Below are 19,242 nucleotides of genomic sequence, written 5' to 3'. Positions count from 1 at the left end.
AGATTATTGCATGTCACAGAACCGAGGTGCTTCTTTCCAGCCCATAGCGCTCCCCGATGAGCAGATGCAGGTGCGCGTGGTCTGGCTCTATTACATGGAGGGACGCACCCAGGGTGAGATTGCAGAAGCGCTTTCGACCAACAGGCTTCGTGTCAACAAGATCATCGCCGAGGCGCGCCGATCGGGCCTGGTGACAATCACCCTCAATTCTCGACTGACCTCCTGCGTCGCCCTGGAGCAGCAGCTGGCGGCGGAGTTCTCGCTCAACCGGGCGATCATCGTGCCGACCCCCGAAGACGAGGAGCTGATCCCCGTTCTGCTCGGCCAGGCGGCGGCCGACTATCTCGTCCAATTGCTGAACGGCGGCGAGATAAGCGGCGTCGGCGTCGGATGGGGAGCGACGCTTCGCGAGATGGTGCGTCACATGCCGTCGCTGAGACGGCCCGATATCTGCGTCAACTCTGTCATGGGCGGGCTGACCCACGGCATTGAAATCAATACCTTCGACATTGCCAGCGATCTTGCCCGCCAGCTCAATGCCGAATGCTCCTATCTTGCTGCGCCGATCTATGCCGGCAGCCCCGAGTCGCGGATGGCGATTATCAGGCAGGATGTCTTCGAGACGGCCTTTCGGCAGATCGAAGCCAATGACGTCATCGTGCTCAGCATCGGTGACATGACCGAACGTTCGCTGCTGATGCGCTACGGCTTGCCGAGCAGCATCAACATAGAGGAACTGATCGCAGCCGGCGCCTGTGGTGACGTGCTCGGCCAGTTCGTCGACAAAACCGGGCGGCCGATCGAACACGCGATAAACAGATGCGCGATCGCTCCCGAGCTCGAAGCTCTGCGCGCCATTCCGAACGTCATCTTCGCATCCGGCGGCCTGAACAAGGCGCAGGCTATTGCCGCCGTATTGCTGTCCGGTCTGGGGAACGTGTTGATCTGCGACGAAGAAACGGCCCGGCAAGCGCGACGGCTTGCGCTCGATCTCCGGGCGCGCAGCGGTTCATAGAGCCGTGGCGCAACCGGCAGGCACCGAGGGAGGCTCTGCCGGCGCCGCCTTGTCGATTGCGTAGAGCTTCGCGAAGCCGGCATCCTCAATCAGCGTCAGCCCCGCCGGCATCAAGGCGCCGACATAGCGGTCGGGAATATCGGCATTGGCAACGAGGATGAAATCGAAACGCCTGCGCCAGTCCAAGAGATAAGGCGCATAGCTTTGATATTCCCGCATCATGGCAGGGCATGAAAGCACGCTGATCGGCACCAGATCGCCCTCGGGAACCGCGATCTCCGACCAGGGCGGCAGAACGGAGAGCGGCTGCTTGCCTTTGGCCGTGAAGAGCGTCGGCACGAAAGCATGCGAGAAGGGTACGGCAAGCGTCGGCAGGTGCCGGAAGCTATCCAGTCCCCAGGCAAAATGCCGGTTGGAGCGGGCAAAATCGCTGACCATCTCGGGTTCGTGCCCCAGAGGCAGAACGGCCGCGCCGGCCGGCACATTTTTCAGCACGGCCTCGACGGCAGCGGCATCCTTCTGTGCCAGCCACCAATTCCAGCCGATCCAGCCGGTCCGGCCAAAAACCGCGAGATTGACGACAAGCGCCAACAAGAGCGCCTGCCGGCGCGTCAGATTGGCGAAGGGGCACGCCATCGCCATGGAGACGAGCGCCGTCATGATCGGAAAACGCCAGCTGATCCAGCCGGTACCGAGCATGTGGAGCGGTGCGACACAAGAGAGCAGCAGCAAACCGCAGGCGGCGACGGCAAGGCCCGCATGCATGCGGATATCGCCTGCGCGAACGGCGCGGGTGCAGATGAGGATCAGCGGCAGAACCAGCAGGACATCCACCACCGGGACGTAGGTGGTAATGGCGGAAAGCAGGTTCATGACGATCGGGACGACGCCGTCGTTCCAGACAAGGCCGAGACCATCGCCGCCGGCGTTCGGCAAGGCGGTCGTGCGCAGATAAAGTGCGAGCGGCGGCAGGGCGCAGGCGCCAATCGCCATCGCCAAACGGCCGGCGAGCCTCAGCAGCCCTGCCTTCGATCGCACTATGTCGAAACGCCAGGAAAATTCGAGGCCGCAGACGATCGCCATATAGAAGCCGAGCGAGAAGATGTGCATCGCCGTCAGCAGCAGCGCGGCGGCAAGCCGCCAGGCAAAGAGCAGAACCGGATTTCGGCGCTGCAGCCGCAGGTCGGCGCAGGCGAAGAACAAGGCCATGCCGAGGCCGATCTGAAAGTTGATGAAGCCGCCGATCATCGTCGCGCACCAGCCAAGCGACAGCATGGCGATCTGCCAATAGTACCGGCCGCCGAAAAGCGCGCGGTGCAGACTGATCGCGCCGAGCGGCGGCAACACGATCGCCAGGAAAAGCAAAGCCCGCGCCAGCCTGTCGGCGCCGACCAGCGGCCCTACCGAAGTCGCCAGAAGATCGATCCCGACATTGGTGAAGGTGCGGTTCCAATCGATCGCGTAGATTTCAGGAAACGGCTGCTCGCCGATCCCGCCCGAAAGAAGCCAGATACGGGCGTAGTGATTTGCATAGTCGAGAACCGGCGGAAAGCGGAACAGCACCACCAGGGCCGTGGCAAGCGCGACGAAAGCAATGATCGCAATCGTGGAATCCTGCCTGGCAACCAGTTCTTCGGGCCCGGCTGCCGCGTGAACAGGCGCAGTAATCCGGTCCATCATCCGATCCGGCTGTTCTTTTGCGAGCGCGGCTCGCCGGATGCAAAGGCCGCATCCAGCGCGGAGCGCTTGTCGCCGGCGCTCATCTCCGAGAAAGCCGTCGGCAGTTCGGCCTGATCGCCGCCCCGCAGGATCGTCTCGATCATGAACATCGGCCGCCGCTTGCTCTCCTGCACGAGACGGCCGAGATATTCGCCGATGATACCGATGCAAATCAGTTGGATGGCGCTGAAGGCGCTGACGGCGGCCATGACCGATGACCAGCCGGTGACCGTCTCGTTCTGGAGCCAGCGAACGAAGGTAAAAACGAGCAACGCCATCGCGACTCCGGCGCTGATCATGCCGAGCCATGTGGCGATGCGCAGCGGCGTCGTGGAAAAACTGGTGATCGCATCGAGCGCGAAATTGATCATCTTGCGCAGCGGATATTTCGTCGTGCCGGCAAAACGGGCGTCCCGCTCGTAAGGCAGAGCCACCTGCCTGCCGCCGATCCAGCTGACCATGCCGCGAATGAAACGATCACGCTCCGGCATCGCCAGCAGAATATCGACGACGCGCCGGCGCATCAGCCGGAAATCGCCGGTATCGCGCGGAATGGTCACGGAAGCGAGCCTGGAGAGAGCGCGATAGAAAAGCGAAGCTGAGGCGAGTTTGAACCAGCTTTCACCCTCGCGGCGCGTGCGTTGGCCGTAGACGACGTCGGCGCCACGTTCCATGATCGGCATCATCATCAAAAGCAGTTCGGGCGGATCCTGAAGATCGGCGTCGATCAGGAGCACACGCTCGCCCCGCGACGCCGAAAGACCCGCCGTTGATGCCAGCTGGTGGCCGTGATTGCGCAGGAGACGGACGCCGAGCACCTGCGGCACTTTTGCCGCCAGATCCGAAATGATCTCCCAGGTGCCGTCGGACGAGCCGTCATCGACGAGGATGAGTTCAAAGGCGTCGCCAGCAACGCTCTGCGCGGCAGCGGCAGCGCGGCGACAAAACTCGCGCAGCCCCTCTTCCTCGTTGTGACAAGGCGCGACGATGGAAAGAGACGGTGCTTGCGTCATGCGGACGGCGGTGCCTGCTTGATTGATAGCGCCAGCCTAGCCGGGAAACGTCAAACATCCTTTAATGGCCGGTTGGTCGCCGCCGAGCGTCCGTGAACTCTATTCCGCCGCCATGATCTCACGCCCGCCGTCGACATCGCGGGCCGGCGACGCGCCGTAGAGGCGGCTGTATTCGCGGCTGAATTGCGACGGGCTCTGATAGCCGACGCGGTGGCCGGCCGTGCCCGCATCAAGGCGCTCGACGAACATCAGCCGGCGCGCCTCGTGCAGACGAAGCTGCTTCTGGTACTGGACCGGCGTCATCGCTGTGACCGACTTGAAATGGTGATGGAAGGACGACACGCTCATGTTTACGCGCTCGGCAAGGTCTTCGATGCGCAGCGGCCGCGCGAAATTCTCCTTCAGCCAGGCGACGGCGCGCGCAATCCTGTTGCTGTGGCTGTCTGCCGTGGCGATATTGATCAGCCGGGCGCCGTGCGGGCCGGTCAGCACCCGGTAAAGGATTTCCTGCTCGATCAGCGGCGCCATAGCGGGAATATCGCCCGGACGATCGAGCAAGCGCAGCAGGCGGACAGCGGCATCCATCAGCTCCGGCGGCGCGACGTTCACCACCATCCCGCGCTGCCCGTCGGTATGCGCGGCCGGGCGTGGAATGTCGATGCGGCTGAGCAACTCCAACAGCTTCTCGGAATCGATTGCCAGCCCGAGACAGAGATGCGGCACTTCGGGGCTTGCCTCGGTGACCCGCCAAGCGACAGGCAGGTCGAGCGAGGTCAAAAGATAGTCGCCGGTGCCGTAGCTGATCTGCTCCGTACCGAGCTGCAGGCTCTTGGCCCCCTGCAGCACGAAGGCGAAACACGGGCGGTAGCTACTGTGCAAGGGATCGCTGGGCTTGGACCGGCGGCTGACATGAAGATTGCCGATGGCAGTCGAGAACTCACCGTCGCCAGGTGCAAAGCGCATCGCGATGTCGACGATTTCCTGATAGGGGCTGAAGGGCAAAGTCATGCGGCAACTCTTTCTTTCAGCTGTCTGACTGTCAGCTGTCTGACGCGGGCGATACGCCCCTATTTAGAGTGTCTTTGCCATTTCGCAAACAGGCGGGCGCCTCACTTTTGGAGGATCGTGCAAGAAGCTGAGAGGATCGCTCTAACGCCCTTGCCAACATCCGGGCAATAGTCCGCCATCCCGCTCAACCCCTCGCAAAACGAAAAGGAAGGTTCCCATGCCTATTGCAAGAGGCTACGCTGCCACCGACGCTTCCAAGCCGCTGACCCCTTTCACCTTCGAGCGCCGCAACCCGAACCCCGATGACGTCGTCATCGACATCAAGTTCGCCGGCATCTGCCATTCGGACATCCACACTGTCCGCAACGAATGGAAGAACGCCGTCTATCCCATCGTTCCCGGACATGAAATCGCCGGCATCGTCTCGGCCGTCGGCTCCTCCGTCACCAAATTCAAGGTCGGCGACCGCGTCGGCGTCGGCTGCTTCGTCGATTCCTGTATCGGCTGCGCCGAGCGCGACCTCGATCGCGAACAGTACATGCCGGGTCTCAGCGGCACCTACAATGACTTCGAAGCTGACGGCAAGACGCGCACCCAAGGCGGCTATTCCGACTCGATCGTCGTCAAGGAGGGCTATGTCATGTCCATCCCTGACAATCTGCCGCTCGACGCCTCCGCGCCGCTGCTTTGCGCCGGCATCACGCTCTATTCGCCGCTGCGCCACTGGAATGCCGGCCCCGGCAAGAAGGTCGCGATCGTTGGCATGGGCGGCCTCGGCCACATGGGCGTCAAGCTGGGTTCGGCCATGGGCGCCGATATCACCGTTCTCTCCCAGAGCCTTTCCAAGAAGGAAGACGGGCTGAAGCTCGGCGCCAAGGAATATTACGCCACCAACGATCCGGAAACCTTCACCAAGCTCGCCGGCACGTTCGATCTCATCATCTGCACCGTCAGCGCCGAAATCGACTGGAACGCCTACCTCGGCCTCCTGAAGGTGGATGGCTCCTTCGTGGTCGTCGGCGTGCCTGAGAACCCGATCCCGGTGCATGCCTTCTCGATCGTTCCTGGCCGCAGGAGCATCTCCGGCTCGATGATCGGCTCGATCAAGGAAACCCAGGAAATGCTGGATTTCTGCGGCAAGCACAACATCGTCTCCGAGATCGAGAAGATCAACATCGATCAGGTCAACGAAGCCTATGAACGCGTCCTGAAGAGCGACGTCCGCTACCGCTTCGTCATCGACATCGCCTCGCTGGCGGCCTGAGGATAGTAAGAAGGTGGCTCGAAAGAGCCGCCTTTTAGGCGGACTCACCACCCTCATGCTGAGGTGCGATCCGAAGGGACTCAAAGCGTCACCCGCAAGCGCCAATCTCGCCCGCCCCCCCCCCGGAACGCCGCAGCCGGATTCGAGCCTGCATGCCGTGGGGTCACCCTTCTGCCCTGCCGACCAGAGGGGGTGACCACACTGCATGCCCTCTCCTCAATTGCGCTCGGCACCGGGATCCGGCACGCCCAGATCAAAATCACGTTTCACACACTCCTCCGCAACCGCAGCAGATATTCCGCCCCGTTAAACGGATTAGGCCCCGAACGCCCACGCAAGCGCGGCGGACCCGCCGCCGAAGCGTAATGATCGAAAGCGGTTTCCATCGTTCCCGCCCCGCTCGTCAGGCCTGGCAATTGCTGCTGGACGCCCCGCACCATTTGAGAGGCCAGGGTGCCGTCCAGTCGGGCGACGCCGTCGGCGATCACCGAATCCGTCGTCGTCGCGGCCGCTTTCGCAAGCAATGTGAGAACACGGCTCAAACTTTCCGCCGGCGCCTCGATATGAAAGTGGTCGACCGGCTCACAGAGCCCGGTCTGCGCCGCCGATAGCGCCGTGGCCAGCACCCAGGGCGTCAGCTGGCGGAAATCGGCGGCGGTGCTTGCCGGCGAGCTATGCCGGGCCGCCGTCATCGCTACGTGGCAATCGATGACCTGCCAGCCTGAAATACCCTGTTTCAGCGTTTCGAAGACGGTTTCCTCGACCGCCCGGTAAAAGGCGACCGGCATCTGGCCGACATCCACTTCGAGCGCGAAGCTGTTGCCCGCCCCGGCAGGACGCGGCTCGACACGCAGGCCGATGGTGGCGAAAAACGGATTGGGTTCCTTGAAGAGGATCTGCAGGCCGGTTCCGATCCCCACAGGCCTCTCGGCCAAAATGACGGTGCTCTCCTCGAACCCAGCCTCGAGGCCGAAATCCGTCAGCAACGTCGATTGGATCACCTCCTTCTGCACCTCGCCATAGAGCGAGACGAAGACATCGTCCGTCTCCTCGTTGCGGCGCAGATTGATCAGCGGATCCTGTTCGGCCATCTGGTTCAGCGCCAGCCACAGCGCCGCCTTCTCGGAAGGGCGGCGGGCAAGGACGCGGGTTTCGAGCGTCGGCGGCGCGAAGTGAGCCTGTGGGCCAACGGGATCGCCGCCCACCACGTCGCCGATGCGGGCGCTGGCGAGACCGCTGACGCGTGCGATCTGCCCGGCGCGGAGGCCATCGGCGCCATGGACCCGGCCGTCCTCGAAGACCTGGATCCCGGTTACCCGTTCCGGGCCTTTCGGCAGATCCAGATATTGCCGGAGCCGGACAGTGCCCGAGGCCAGGGAGAGATAACAGAGTTTTTCCCCGCCCCAGCCGTGCTCGATCTTGAAGATTCTGCCGGCAATCGGCCCATCCGGGTCGGGGCAGCGCTCGGGCAGGATCGTCGCAATGGCCGATGCCAGGGCAGGTATGCCGACGCCGGTCATCGCGGCCCCCGCAAAGACGGGATGGACGAGACCGCGCGCCACCTGATCCGCCAGAGAGCGCCTGAGCCTTTCCCCAGTCAGCCGATCGGACGCGAGCACATAATCATCAAGCAGTGCCTCATCATTTTCGCCGAGCACCTCGCAGAGCACCGAAAAAAGCGGCTCGTCTCTCGCAACGAGCGCTTCCACCCGGGCAGATTTGCTGCCGGCATCGACGACGGACGACATGGCAATCGGCCGGACCGAGAGCTGCGCGGCAAGCGCCTCCAGTACCCCCAGATATCGGGCACCGCGGCGATCGATCTTATTGACGAAGAAGACGAAGGGAATCTTCAGCCGCCGCAACGCCCGCACCAGCACGCGAGTCTGCGCCTGCACGCCTTCGACCGCCGAAACGACGACGACCGCGGCATCCAGCAATCCCAGCACCCGCTCGACCTCGGCGATGAAATCGGGGTGGCCGGGTGTATCGATCAGATTGACGATCCTGTCGCCGATCGCAAACGACACCACCGCGGCCCGGATCGTGATGCCGCGCTGCCGTTCGAGTTCGAGATTGTCCGTCTGTGTATTGCCGGTATCGACGCTGCCGAGCTGGTCGATGACGCCGGCGTTGAAAAGCAGTCTTTCGGTAAGGCTAGTCTTGCCTGCATCCACATGGGCGAGGATGCCCAGATTCAATGTGCGCATGAACCACCAACTTCTCAGAAATTCGGATGTGATTTTCGTGAGAAGTGCGTTGGCGCATTGGAACCTCTGTCGGCTAAAAACGACGGCTGCGTCACCCCAGTGGTTTTGGGAAACGCGGGCCAAACCTAAGGGCGTGTATAAAGATAAGTCAAGCAGGGCCATGTTACCCTTCCGTCGTATGGCGAAAACCAGCTCAGGCCTGTGGCAGAAAATCTAGCGTGGAGACGTCACCCCACCCACCTCATCCCTGTGCTCGTCACAGGGATCCAGCCACCGCGCGTCCGCGCGGTGAATAACTCACCGTGTTCGGGAAGAGAGTCTCCCGCGCCCAAGGACTTGGGCGCACTGGATTCCTGTGACAGGCACAGGAATGAGGGAGGAAAGGTGGAGCACTGCAACAAGGATCCGTGGGGATGCCCTGCTGACAGCAAACCTCACCGATCAATGGCAATACTGCTAACGCTATCCATGCCGCTCACCCGCGGCACATCAGACAGCATCGTTCCACGAGCCGATTAGGGGCACAGCCTTTAGTCTCCCGCCTACGCCTCCTCCCGCATCGTCTCCCGCTGAGTGATCAGCCGAGCGCTGTGCTGGCCGCTGAGATAGATCCACAACCAACTCCAGGCGACGGAGAAGCGGGAGCGGGTTCCGATCAGGAAGTAGATGTGGGCAAGGCCCCATATCCACCAGGCGATCCAGCCCTTCAGCTTGATCCGGCCGAAATCGATGATTGCCGCACTCTGGCCGATCGTCGCCAGGCTGCCCTGATGCCGGTAGCGGAAGGGCCCCGGCGCCGGTTTACCCGAGAGACGCGCGCGGATGACCTTGGCGACGTAGCCGCCCTGCTGCTTGGCGGCGGGCGCGATGCCCGGCACCGGCTTGCCGTCCTCGCCCATGACGGAGGCGGTGTCGCCGATGACGAAGACATCGGGCAAGCCAGGCGCGCTCAGACCCTTTTCGACGGCGACGCGCCCCGCCCGGTCGGCCGGCACGTTAAGCCATCGGGCCGCCGGCGAGGCGGTGACGCCCGCAGCCCAGACGATCGTCCGGCTGGCAACGAAGGTCTCGCCGATTTTCACACCGTCGGCGCTGCACTCGGTCACCGCCCTGCCGAGATGAATCTCAACTCCGAGTTTCTCCAGCGCCTTCTCGGCATAGGCCGAAAGCTCCTCGGCGAAGCTGGGCAGCGCCCGCGGGCCGGCCTCGACCAGCACGACGCGGGTCTTGCGCGTATCGATGTTGCGGAATTCCTTCGGCAGGGTGAAATGCGCGAGCTCGGCGATGATGCCGGCAAGCTCGACGCCGGTCGGCCCGGCCCCGACGATGGTGAAGGTCAAAAGCGCGTCGCGCACGGCAGGATCGCTCTCCATCTCCGCCTTCTCGAAGGCGAGCAGCACGCGCCGGCGGATCGTCGTCGCATCCTCCAGCGTCTTCAGGCCCGGCGCCACCGGCTCCCATTCGTCATGGCCGAAATAGGCATGCGTCGCCCCGGTCGCCAGCACCAGCGTGTCGTAACCCAGAGTTATGCCGTTGCGGAGGGATACCGTTTTCGCGCCGCTGTCGACGCCGGTGACTTCGCCGAGCAACACCGTCACATCAGGCCGGTCGGCATACAGGCGGCGGATCGGCCAGGCGATCTCCGAGGTGGAGAGGATGGTCGTCGCCACCTGATAGAGCAGCGGCTGGAAGAGATGATGGTTGCGCCGGTCGACGAGCGTGATCTTCACACCCGCCCCTTTTAACCCGTTGACCAGTTGCAGCCCACCGAAACCGCCGCCGACAACGACGACGTGATGATCGCTCATGACATGCCCCTTTGCGCCATTTTGCTCAAAACCAAATGTGGCCATCGGCCCAATGGTTGCAACCGCCGTTTCGGCATGTCTCCCCTGCGCCGATCGCAGTCGACGGCGCTGAGATTGTGGGCTTATGGAGCGGAAGTCCGGCGGCGTCATAGCTGCCCAGAGCGAGCTTCGGCTTGGGTGCGACGCAGATATGCCCCTGTGAATGGGGTCGCAAGACGGCGCCTGCAGCCCGTTCACAGCGGCATATGCTTAACGTGCCAAATCAATAGGGACCGACGCACTGGCGACGGGGTCCGTGATAGGGCTGGAAGCTATTGTCGTACGCCCTGTACGAACGATAACGGGCATAGCACCAGCTCTCGTGGCTGCCGCCCCCTCCATAATAGGCGGACGACGCATAGGCCCGATAGGGCCTGCCATAGTAGCCGCCGTAATAACCGTAAGGCCGGCGGTAGCCGTAGGGCGAGCCATAATAGCCGTAAGGCGACCCGTAATACGAACCGTAATAGGGCTGCGCCAGTGCGCCACCGATGATGGTGCCGACGGCGAGGCCGCCCAGGGCCCAGCCCCAGCCTGATCCATTGTGATGATGGCCGTAATACCCACCTCCGCGGTAGTAGCCGCCGCCTCCGTGGTAGCCGCCACCCCAGTGCCCACCACGGCCACGCCATTGCACATGTTCTATCTGCTGCTGTGCTTCGATCCTGGGTGGGTTGATAGCCGGAAATGCCTGAGCCGGCGTGATGCCGGGGACACCTATGATCAAGCATAACGCGGCGACGCTTAGCTTTCTCATGACTGTTCTCCTCTGCTCCTCCAAGAGAAGGAAATATCCTCCCCTCCTCCTGAACCAAAGGTGAACATAATATATCGAAAAACGTTCCGTATCGAGACAAATAAATCGCTATCGATAGGGCCGAGTACTATCGGCTTTTCCCGCAATCGAACCTTGTTTTTTCCAGCATGACACCTTCACCTAGCGTAGCCCACCGGTATCGCCATTCCATGTTTCAATTCTTCCATCGAGATCGACGCCGAGACGTCGAAGAGTTCGAGCTTGCGCACGATCTGCTTATAGATCACGTCGTAATGCTCGACGCGCGGCAGCACGATCTTCAGGATGTAGTCGTGATTGCCGGTCAGCCGGTGCGCCTCGACGATCTCGGGAATGTCGGCGATGATCCGGCGGAAGGTTTCCGTCCATTCATCGGAATGGTGCGCCGTCTTTACCAGCGCGAAGACCGTGGTCGGCACACCCATTTTCTCCCGATCGAGCACGACGATGCGTCTGGCGATATGGCCGCTGTCTTCCAACCGCTGGATCCGCCGTGAGCAGGCCGACACCGAAAGCGCCACGCGCTCGGCCAGATCGGTCACGGATATGCCTGCATCTTTCTGCAGCATGTCGAGAATGCGTCTGTCGCGATCGTCAAGCATGCGTAAATCACCTCCCGCCCCAATTTTGCGCGTTCTCTCCAAATCGCGCAAAATAATAGCATGTATTGGACGCGCAGGACAAATAAAGCAAACACACCGCGCGGGCATTGCGGCATTATTTTCGCAACTCGAAGCATGAGGAGCATGAAGAGATGGATACGATCGGCCTGATCGGCGGCATGAGTTTCGAAAGTTCGGCGGTCTACTACCGCCTGGTCAACGAGATGGTGCGCGCCCGCAAGGGCGGCCTCGCCTCGGCCGAGCTCATCCTGCATTCGGTCAATTTCGAAGCGATCGTCGCTCTTCAGAAGGCCGGCGACTGGGATATGGCCGCCCGCCGCCTCGCCGACGTGGCTCTGCGCCTTCAGGTAGGCGGCGCCGGCTGCGTCCTGATCTGCACCAACACCATGCACCTGATCGCCGATGAAGTCGCGGCGAAGATTTCCGTGCCGCTGATCCACATCATCGACGAGACGGCGAAATCGCTGCATGCGGCCGGCCGCAAGCGCCCGCTGCTGCTTGCCACCCGCTACACGATGGAGCACGGCTTCTACGCCGAGCGCATGAAGGGCCTTGGCATCGACATCATGGTGCCCGACGCCGCCGACCGCACCACAGTACACGACATCATCTTCAATGAGCTCTGCGCCGGTAGGGTACACGACAGCTCGCGCGAAAAGCTGATCGACATCATCGACCGCGCTGTCGACAACGGCGCCGACAGCATCATCCTCGGGTGCACCGAGATCTGCCTGATCCTCGACCCCAACCGCCTGCCGCTGCCGGGCTTCGATACGACTGCGATCCATGCCCGGGCAGCGGTGGAATTCGCTCTTGGGGCAGAGGAAGAAGTGGAAGAGGAAGCCGCCTGAGGTGGCTGACAATTTAGTTGACTCAGTCAACTAAATGCATGACAAAGGTCTTCATTCGGAGACTTTTGTCAGTTTGTTGACACCGTCGGCCAACCCTTCTTTCGTCATGCTCGGGCTTGCACCGAGCCTCTGCTTCCGGTTGATCGTGCAGCAGATCCTCGGCACAAGGCGAGGATGACGGCGAGCAAGGAGCGGGGCTTGTCACCAACCTGACAAGATCTCCCTTTGGAGATCACCATGTCCGACATCGCCCTCATCGAAACAGCCCGCGATTTCAACCGCTTCTATACGAATTTCCTTGGCCTCCTGAACAAGGCCTATCTCGACTCGCCCTATACGCTGACGGATGCCCGCATCCTCTTCGAGATCGGCTCGCATGACGGCGTCAGTGCCGCAGCACTTGTCCGCGACCTGCATCTCGACGCCGCCTATCTCAGCCGCATCCTCAAGCGTTTCCGCGCCGAAGGGCTGATCAGGACCGATCCCGATCCGGCCGATCTGCGCAGCCTAATCATCAATGTCACCGACCGGGGACGCGAGGAGTTCGAGGAACTCGGTCGGCGCGCCAATGCCCAGATCGCCGCCCGTTTTGACAATCTCGCGATCGGCGAGCCGCAAGCCGTCGTTTCCGCCATGGACACGATCCGCGCCCTGCTCGACCCGGCGGCCAAGCCCGCACCCGCCATCATCCGCGCCCATCGCGCCGGTGATATCGGCTGGATCGTCCAGAGCCAGAGCCGCTTCTATACCGCGGAATATGGCTGGGATCTGCGCTTCGAGGCGCTGGTCGCCGAGGTCGCCGGAAAATTCCTCGCCAATTTCGATCCTGCGCTCGAATATTGCTGGATCGCCGAACGCGGCGGCGTCAATGTCGGCTCCGTCCTCGTCACCAATGGCGGCGACGGCATCGCCAAGCTGCGACTGCTCTATGTCGACAAATCAGCCCGCGGCCTCGGGCTTGGCAAGCTGCTGGTCGACGAATGCATCCGCTTTTGCAGGCAGAAGGGCTACAGCGAGCTCCAGCTCTGGACCAACGACATGCTGGAAACCGCCCGCGCCATCTACGTCAAAACAGGCTTCCGCCTTGTCTCCGAGGAGAGACATCGAATGTTCGGTCCGGAAGCCAACGGCCAAAACTGGGTTCTGATCTTGTGATTCACCTCCCGCTTGCCGCGGCGCAAAATTTTGCTTGATTTGGAAACGATCGTTTCCTAATTAGGGGCATGAACACAATGACCCTCGACCATCAAGCGAAGTCCCGGGGCCGCGGCCGTCCGCGGGAATTCGATGCGGAGGCCGCCCTCGACGCCGCCCTCCGCGTCTTTTCTGAGCGTGGCTACAACGCCGCATCGATCAGCGAACTTACCGACGCCATGGGGCTTGCATCAGGCAGCGTCTACAAGGCCTTCGGCGACAAGCGCGGCATCTTCCTGGCCGCCTTCGATCGCTACCGCGCCGTACGCCGCGGCCTGCTCGGCGCGAAACTCGCCGGCGTCGAGACCGGCCGCGAAAAGCTCCATGAGCTGATCACCTTCTTTGCCGGCTCTTCGCACGGTGAAATCGGCAGGCAGGGGTGCCTCGTCGTCGGCAGCGCCGGCGATCTCGCGCTCTTCGACGAAGAGGCGGCCGAGCGGGTCGCCACCGCCTTCACGACCGACGAGACGCTTCTCGCCGACCTCATCCGCCTCGGCCAGTCCGACGGCTCGATTTCGGCGGATCTCGATGTCTCGGGGGTAGCACTTGCCCTGCTCTGCCTCACCAAGGGCATGCGCGTTATCGGCAAGGCGGGACGCAGCGGCGAGCAAATGGCGGCGGCTGCCGAAGCCGCGATGAAGCTGGTGACCTGATACTTCCCGGAGAAATGCCCGGCATTCCCCGGCGGGAAATGGGTGGCCGGCGGCAAGACGATTTGCGACTACATTTTTCATTCATACCGGAGTTTCCAATGAGCGTTTCAGCCACCACGCCGGATAAGGCCATTCCACGGGCGCTATCTCCCTGGCTCACCTTTCTTTTCGCCGCCGCCTGCGGGCTGGTGGCCGCCAATCTCTATTACGGCCAGCCGCTTGCCGGCTTAATCAGCGCCGAACTCGGCTTCACGCCGGCCGCCACCGGCCTGATCGTCACGCTGACGCAGATCGGCTACGGCCTCGGCCTGCTGCTGATCGTGCCGCTCGGCGACCTCACGGAAAACCGCCGTCTGGTGCTTATGCTGATCGCCGTCTCTGCCGTTGCATTGATCGGCGCAGCACTGTCGTCGACGCCCACGGCCTTCCTCGTCGCCTCGCTCTGCATCGGCCTGTCATCGGTCGCCGTTCAGGTTTTGGTTCCCTTCGCCGCGAACATGGCGCCGGATGCAACGCGCGGCCAGGTCGTCGGCAATGTCATGAGCGGCCTGCTCTGCGGCATCATGCTCGCCCGCCCCTTCGCCAGCTTCGTTGCCGAGGCCTCCTCCTGGCACATGGTCTATTACATCACCGCGGTGCTGATGCTCGTGCTCGCCATCGTCCTGCGCGCCAACTTGCCGGTCCGGCGGCCGAAGACGAAACTGCGCTACGGCGAGCTGCTCGCCTCTATGGCCCATCTGGCGCTCACCTCGCGTGTGCTGCAGCGCCGCGCCCTCTACCAGGCCGGCATGTTCGGCGCCTTCAGCCTGTTCTGGACGACGACGCCGCTGCTGCTCGCAAGCCCGGCTTTCGGCCTGACGCAGAACGGCATCGCCCTCTTCGCGCTCGCCGGCGCCGCCGGCGCCATCGCCTCACCGATCGCCGGCCGACTTGCCGACCGCGGCATGACGAAGATCGCCTCGACCATCGCCATGCTGCTCGGCATGGCGTCCTTCCTGATCAGTCATTTCGCAAACGACGGCTCGCTCACCGCCCTGATCCTTTTGACCGTGGCCGCGATCACGCTCGATTTCGGGGTCACGACTAATCTCGTCTGCGGCCAGCGCGCCATTTACGGCTTGAACCCGGAACACCGCAGCCGGCTGAACGGCCTCTTCATGGCCACCTTCTTTGCCGGCGGCGCGATCGGCTCGGCGCTCGGCGGCTGGGCCTATGCGACCGGCGGCTGGACGATGACCGCCTGGATCGGCTTCGCCTTCCCGGCCCTCGCCTTCCTGCTGTTCCTGACGGAGGGCCGCGGCAAATCGGCCTAGATGTCGGCAGAATCGAAACGCGAACGGGCGGCGCGAACGGCATCATGATTCGCCTCCGCCCAGTTCAACAGTTGCGACAGCGGTTGGTAGAGCGAACGGCCGAGTTCCGTCATCGAGTATTCGACGCTGGGCGGCTTGGTCGGGAAGACTTCGCGATTGACATAACCATCCCTCTGAAGGTCGCGCAGCGTCTGCGTCAGCATGCGCTGCGAAATATCGGGAAGCATGCGCCGCAGTTCGCCGAAGCGGCGGGGCTCGGCTGCCAGCACTTCGAGCAGCAGCGTCGACCATTTGCCGCCGATGTGCTGCATCATGTCCCTGACCGGGCAGTTAGAAAAATCGAGGCCGGCGAGATCGATCTCGCGCCGCATCCCCGGCATCCTGTTCTTGAGGCTGAAGACCTCGCCGCTCATCTGCTGGTTCCCTTTTGGTAACTTGCAGCCCAAAAACTGCCTCCTTTACACCGCGAAGTCAATTCCTATTCTAGTGTTAGTCTCTTTTTGAGACCGCCGTCAAACGCAGAAGGAAATGACGTATGAGCGAAACCATCCTGGTCACCGGTGCTGCCGGACAGCTCGGCCAGCGTGTCATCCACCACCTCATCGAAACCTACAATGTCGCCCCGGGCAGGATCGTCGCGGCAACGCGCAGCCCCGAGAAGCTCTCCGCTCTCGAAGACAAGGGCGTCGTTACCCGCAAGGCCGATTTCGATGATCAAGCCGGCCTGGAGAAGGCTTTTTCGGGCGTCGACCGGCTGCTGATCATCAGCACCGATGCGCTTGATACCCCCGGCAAACGCCTCACCCAGCACAAGGCCGCCGTCACTGCTGCCGCCAAGGCAGGCGTTAAGCACATCGCCTATACCTCGATGCCGGCGCCAGACGATTCGCTCGTCACCTTCGCACCCGATCACCTCGGCAGCGAAAACACCGTTAAGGCAAGCGGCATCGCCTATACGATCTTCCGCAACGCCTGGTATCACGACAATTACCTGCACGGCATGCCGCACAACCTGCAGGGCGGCAAATGGTACAGCGCCACGGGCGACGGCAAGGTCTCGACCATCGCGCGAGACGACTGCGCCCTGGCTATCGCCGCAGCTCTTGCCTCCCGCACATCCGAGAGCGCCACCTATACGCTGACGGGCACGGCATCGCTGAACAACCGGCAGATCGCCGCCATCGTTTCCGAAGCCGCCGGCAAGCCACTCGACGTGATCGACGTCAATGACGAACAGCTCGGCCAGGGTATCCGCGGCGCCGGTCTCCCCGGCTTCGTCGCCGACATGCTGGTGTCAGCCGACGCCAATATCCGCGCCGGCAAGTTCGACATCGTCACCGGGGACTTCACCAAGCTGACGGGCAAACAGCCGCAGACGCTGAAGGATTTCTTCGTGGCGCATAAGGCTGCGCTGACGGCGGCCGGCAGCCATTGATCTCTCATACATCCCCGCGCAACATCGCAGGGATGCAGTGCGAGTGAGGAAGCTTCACGTCAAATAAGTTACGCACGGCACGGACGCGCCGTGCGTGAATTCCTGTAAAATCGCGCGGGCCAAGCCCTGAGGACAGAAATGACGGAGGAGAGGAAGTGCCGTGTAGGCCCCCCTCTGCCCTGCCGGGCATCTCCCCCACAAGGGTGGAGATCGGCAAGAGGTTGGACCTTCGTTCCCCCACTGCCGTAGCGCAGCAGCTATACGGTAGTTATTTGGGGAAACCATCGCGCCCAGCCGATCTCCCCACCTGTGGGGGAGATCGGCTGGGCAGAGGGGGTAACCCCAGGCACTGCTGGACGATACTGTCAAACCACCTGCCCACAAGCACGGCGGAACCGCCGAACCGTTTCCGCCATGCCATATTCCAGTGCATCGGCGGTCAGTCCGTGGCCGATCGAAACCTCAGCCAGATCAGGAATGCGCTTCACCAGCTCAGGCAGGTTTGCGACCGTCAGATCATGCCCGGCATTGACGGCAAGGCCGATCGCCAGAGCCGCATCCGCCGTCTTCCCCAGCGCTTCGAGAATCGGGCCCGCCCGTTCCGGCGCGTCGTAGCAGCCGCCATAGGGGCCGGTGTAGAGTTCGATCCGGTCGGCGCCGACCGCCTTGGCGATCTCGACCGCCTGCGCATCGCCATCGCCATCGGCAAACAGCGAGACCCGGCATCCCATCGCCTTCAGCCGCGCAACGGCATCGGTCAGGAAGGCCTGGTATTTGCGGAAATCCCAGCCGTGATCGGAGGTTGCCTGCGCGGGATCGTCGGGCACCAGCGTCACCTGCTCTGGCGCGGCGCCGGCGCAGAGCTCGAAGAATTCCTCGGTGGGGTAACCCTCGATGTTGAACTCGGCCGCGGGGAATTCATCGTCGATCAGGTTGCGGATGACGGCTAAGTCGGAAAAACGGATGTGCCGCTGGTCGGGGCGCGGGTGCACGGTCAACCCGCTGGCGCCGGACTTCAGCGCGATACGCCCGAGCGCTTCGACGCTCGGCCAGGGCAGGTCGCGTCGGTTGCGCAGCATGGCGATGGCGTTGAGGTTCACGGATAGCTTGGCGGGCATGATTTATATCCATCGGTCACGGGAATAAGAGGCCCTGCTTTTAAGCCAAGTGCCGCGCGATGGCCAACGAGATTCGCAGATGGATGCGATGCAGATCGCTCATGGAACGTGGCGTCCACCCCGCGCGCGTACTGCAAACAGCAATTCCCGTCGCCTTTGAAAACGACCGGAAAATACTGCAGCGCAGCAGATGTTTTGCTGCAAACACACAAGGCAACCGGTGCAAAATATGCCGTCGCGTTGCTATCCCATTTAAAAGAGATTATTTTTAGCACTTATAAAAAAGATCGTTCACGCATAACGTGGACATTGTGTCGCGTAAACGTAAGCCGCGTACTGCTTCTTTCCCACGATAAGAAATGCCTAGAGGAAAACCCCACTCGCCGCGCCCGGGAAGCAACTGGCAAATCCGCATGAGGTGCAACACGATGCCCTAGGAGGGTTCATGCCAGACGGTTCCAAACGCCTGTTTGCTACCGCCGGTATTGCGTCGGAGGCCCGGTCGAAATACCGGTTTCTGCCTTCGGCCGCGCTGCCGCCGGATCTACCGGACGGTCCGGTGCCAATCGCCGATATGGCCAACGCATTCGGCGTTACGCACCGGACACTGCATTTTTACGAAGAAAAGGGATTGATTTCGGCCAATCGCATCGGCCTGATGCGGGTCTACGGTCAGGACGACGTGATGCGCATGGCGGTCATCACCGTCTGCCGGGAGACGGGCATGCCGATTGCCGTTATCCAGGAACTGATGGACGAGCTTCGCAAGGCCGATTCGCAGGAAAGGGCCGAGGTGATGTTCCGCGAGGCCTTGCAGGTGCGCAAGCGCGAGCTGACGGCCGAGATGTCGACGCTGCACCGCCAGCTCCAGCAGGTCGGCGACCTCCTGGATTTCGACGGCAGCATCGAAGAGCCGCCGCTGAACGACAACCAGGACAGCGCCGGCCTGACCCCACAGGAGCGGGGCTGCCTGGAACTGATGGCGGAAGGCTATTCCACCCAGCGGATCGCCCGGGCGCTCGACCTCAAGCATGACGAGACCCGGGATCTCGAAGCCGGAATCATCTTGAAATTCCGCGCCAACAACCGCTTCCAGGCGATCGCCAAGGCAGTGCTGCTCGGCATCGTGCAGGCCTGACGCGCCGCATACAAGCCTGGACGTCCCCGACGGCCGCCACCGTCG

Annotated in this window: 17 protein-coding genes; 8 read left to right on the top strand and 9 right to left on the bottom strand. The window is 62.4% G+C overall.

The window, feature by feature from the left end:
- Positions 1-10 precede the first annotated feature (10 nt).
- On the top strand, positions 11-1,015 hold the full coding sequence (locus ATY29_RS34355; RefSeq protein WP_025416579.1) for a sugar-binding transcriptional regulator: 1,005 nt from the start codon (positions 11-13) through the stop codon (positions 1,013-1,015).
- Here ATY29_RS34355 and ATY29_RS34350 read toward each other — a convergent pair.
- From ATY29_RS34350 to ATY29_RS34340, 3 genes are all read right to left on the bottom strand, one after another.
- Positions 1,010-2,692, bottom strand: a complete 1,683-nt coding sequence (locus ATY29_RS34350; RefSeq protein ID WP_097534151.1) for a hypothetical protein — start codon at positions 2,690-2,692, stop codon at positions 1,010-1,012. The genes ATY29_RS34355 and ATY29_RS34350 overlap by 6 nt on opposite strands.
- Positions 2,692-3,747 carry a glycosyltransferase family 2 protein gene (locus ATY29_RS34345; RefSeq protein WP_097534150.1) on the bottom strand — a complete coding sequence of 352 codons (1,056 nt, stop codon included), beginning with the start codon at positions 3,745-3,747 and terminating at the stop codon, positions 2,692-2,694. The genes ATY29_RS34350 and ATY29_RS34345 overlap by 1 nt, the downstream gene beginning before the upstream one ends.
- 99 nt (positions 3,748-3,846) lie before the next feature.
- The gene (locus ATY29_RS34340) at positions 3,847-4,755 is read right to left on the bottom strand and encodes an AraC family transcriptional regulator (protein ID WP_003564757.1); all 909 of its coding nucleotides are present in this window, start codon (positions 4,753-4,755) and stop codon (positions 3,847-3,849) included.
- A 217-nt stretch (positions 4,756-4,972) separates the two neighbouring features.
- On the opposite strand from ATY29_RS34340, the gene ATY29_RS34335 reads away from it, so the two are divergent.
- The gene (locus ATY29_RS34335; protein WP_003564759.1) at positions 4,973-6,019 is read left to right on the top strand and encodes an NAD(P)-dependent alcohol dehydrogenase; all 1,047 of its coding nucleotides are present in this window, start codon (positions 4,973-4,975) and stop codon (positions 6,017-6,019) included.
- Between the two features lie 266 nt (positions 6,020-6,285).
- Here ATY29_RS34335 and ATY29_RS34330 read toward each other — a convergent pair whose 3' ends face one another.
- The 4 genes from ATY29_RS34330 to ATY29_RS34315 all read right to left on the bottom strand — a co-directional run bounded on the left by ATY29_RS34330 (position 6,286) and on the right by ATY29_RS34315 (position 11,474).
- Entirely contained in the window at positions 6,286-8,229 is a 1,944-nt protein-coding gene (locus ATY29_RS34330; protein WP_097534149.1) for an elongation factor G, read from the bottom strand.
- A gap of 542 nt (positions 8,230-8,771) precedes the next feature.
- Positions 8,772-10,037 carry an NAD(P)/FAD-dependent oxidoreductase gene (locus ATY29_RS34325; protein ID WP_097534228.1) on the bottom strand — a complete coding sequence of 422 codons (1,266 nt, stop codon included), beginning with the start codon at positions 10,035-10,037 and terminating at the stop codon, positions 8,772-8,774.
- A gap of 262 nt (positions 10,038-10,299) precedes the next feature.
- Positions 10,300-10,833 (bottom strand): BA14K family protein, encoded by a 534-nt coding sequence (locus tag ATY29_RS34320; protein ID WP_003564765.1) that lies wholly within the window; start codon positions 10,831-10,833, stop codon positions 10,300-10,302.
- Between the two features lie 176 nt (positions 10,834-11,009).
- Entirely contained in the window at positions 11,010-11,474 is a 465-nt protein-coding gene (locus tag ATY29_RS34315; RefSeq protein ID WP_003564767.1) for an Lrp/AsnC family transcriptional regulator, read from the bottom strand.
- Positions 11,475-11,626: 152 nt separating this feature from the next.
- Here ATY29_RS34315 and ATY29_RS34310 point away from each other — a divergent pair, with 152 nt between their 5' ends.
- The 4 genes from ATY29_RS34310 (at position 11,627) to ATY29_RS34295 (ending at position 15,506) form a co-directional block, all read left to right on the top strand.
- The gene (locus ATY29_RS34310; RefSeq protein WP_097534148.1) at positions 11,627-12,346 is read left to right on the top strand and encodes an aspartate/glutamate racemase family protein; all 720 of its coding nucleotides are present in this window, start codon (positions 11,627-11,629) and stop codon (positions 12,344-12,346) included.
- A gap of 237 nt (positions 12,347-12,583) precedes the next feature.
- Complete coding sequence (locus tag ATY29_RS34305; RefSeq protein ID WP_097534147.1) at positions 12,584-13,501, top strand: bifunctional helix-turn-helix transcriptional regulator/GNAT family N-acetyltransferase; 918 nt, start codon at positions 12,584-12,586, stop codon at positions 13,499-13,501.
- A gap of 68 nt (positions 13,502-13,569) precedes the next feature.
- The gene (locus tag ATY29_RS34300) at positions 13,570-14,193 is read left to right on the top strand and encodes a TetR/AcrR family transcriptional regulator (RefSeq protein ID WP_097534146.1); all 624 of its coding nucleotides are present in this window, start codon (positions 13,570-13,572) and stop codon (positions 14,191-14,193) included.
- 98 nt (positions 14,194-14,291) lie between these two features.
- A complete protein-coding gene (locus tag ATY29_RS34295) occupies positions 14,292-15,506 on the top strand; it encodes an MFS transporter (RefSeq protein WP_097534145.1) in 1,215 nt (404 codons plus the stop codon).
- On the opposite strand, the gene ATY29_RS34290 is transcribed toward ATY29_RS34295, so the two are convergent.
- Complete coding sequence (locus ATY29_RS34290; RefSeq protein ID WP_003564776.1) at positions 15,503-15,919, bottom strand: winged helix-turn-helix transcriptional regulator; 417 nt, start codon at positions 15,917-15,919, stop codon at positions 15,503-15,505. The two genes, ATY29_RS34295 and ATY29_RS34290, sit on opposite strands and share 4 nt — an antisense overlap.
- A 122-nt stretch (positions 15,920-16,041) precedes the next feature.
- Between ATY29_RS34290 and ATY29_RS34285 the strand changes: the two genes are divergently transcribed.
- On the top strand, positions 16,042-16,941 hold the full coding sequence (locus tag ATY29_RS34285; protein ID WP_003564778.1) for an SDR family oxidoreductase: 900 nt from the start codon (positions 16,042-16,044) through the stop codon (positions 16,939-16,941).
- Between the two features lie 365 nt (positions 16,942-17,306).
- Here the strand turns inward: ATY29_RS34285 and ATY29_RS34280 are convergent, their stop codons facing one another.
- A complete protein-coding gene (locus ATY29_RS34280; protein WP_025416591.1) occupies positions 17,307-18,059 on the bottom strand; it encodes a pyridoxine 5'-phosphate synthase in 753 nt (250 codons plus the stop codon).
- A gap of 445 nt (positions 18,060-18,504) precedes the next feature.
- On the opposite strand from ATY29_RS34280, the gene ATY29_RS34275 reads away from it, so the two are divergent.
- Positions 18,505-19,197 (top strand): MerR family transcriptional regulator, encoded by a 693-nt coding sequence (locus ATY29_RS34275; RefSeq protein WP_003564782.1) that lies wholly within the window; start codon positions 18,505-18,507, stop codon positions 19,195-19,197.
- The last annotated feature ends 45 nt before the right edge of the window (positions 19,198-19,242 follow it).

Source organism: Rhizobium hidalgonense (genome assembly GCF_002914525.1).
GTDB classification, from domain to species: domain Bacteria; phylum Pseudomonadota; class Alphaproteobacteria; order Rhizobiales; family Rhizobiaceae; genus Rhizobium; species Rhizobium hidalgonense.
The sequence above is the reverse complement of the archived record's forward strand: the minus strand, read 5'-3'. Positions and strand labels throughout refer to the sequence as shown.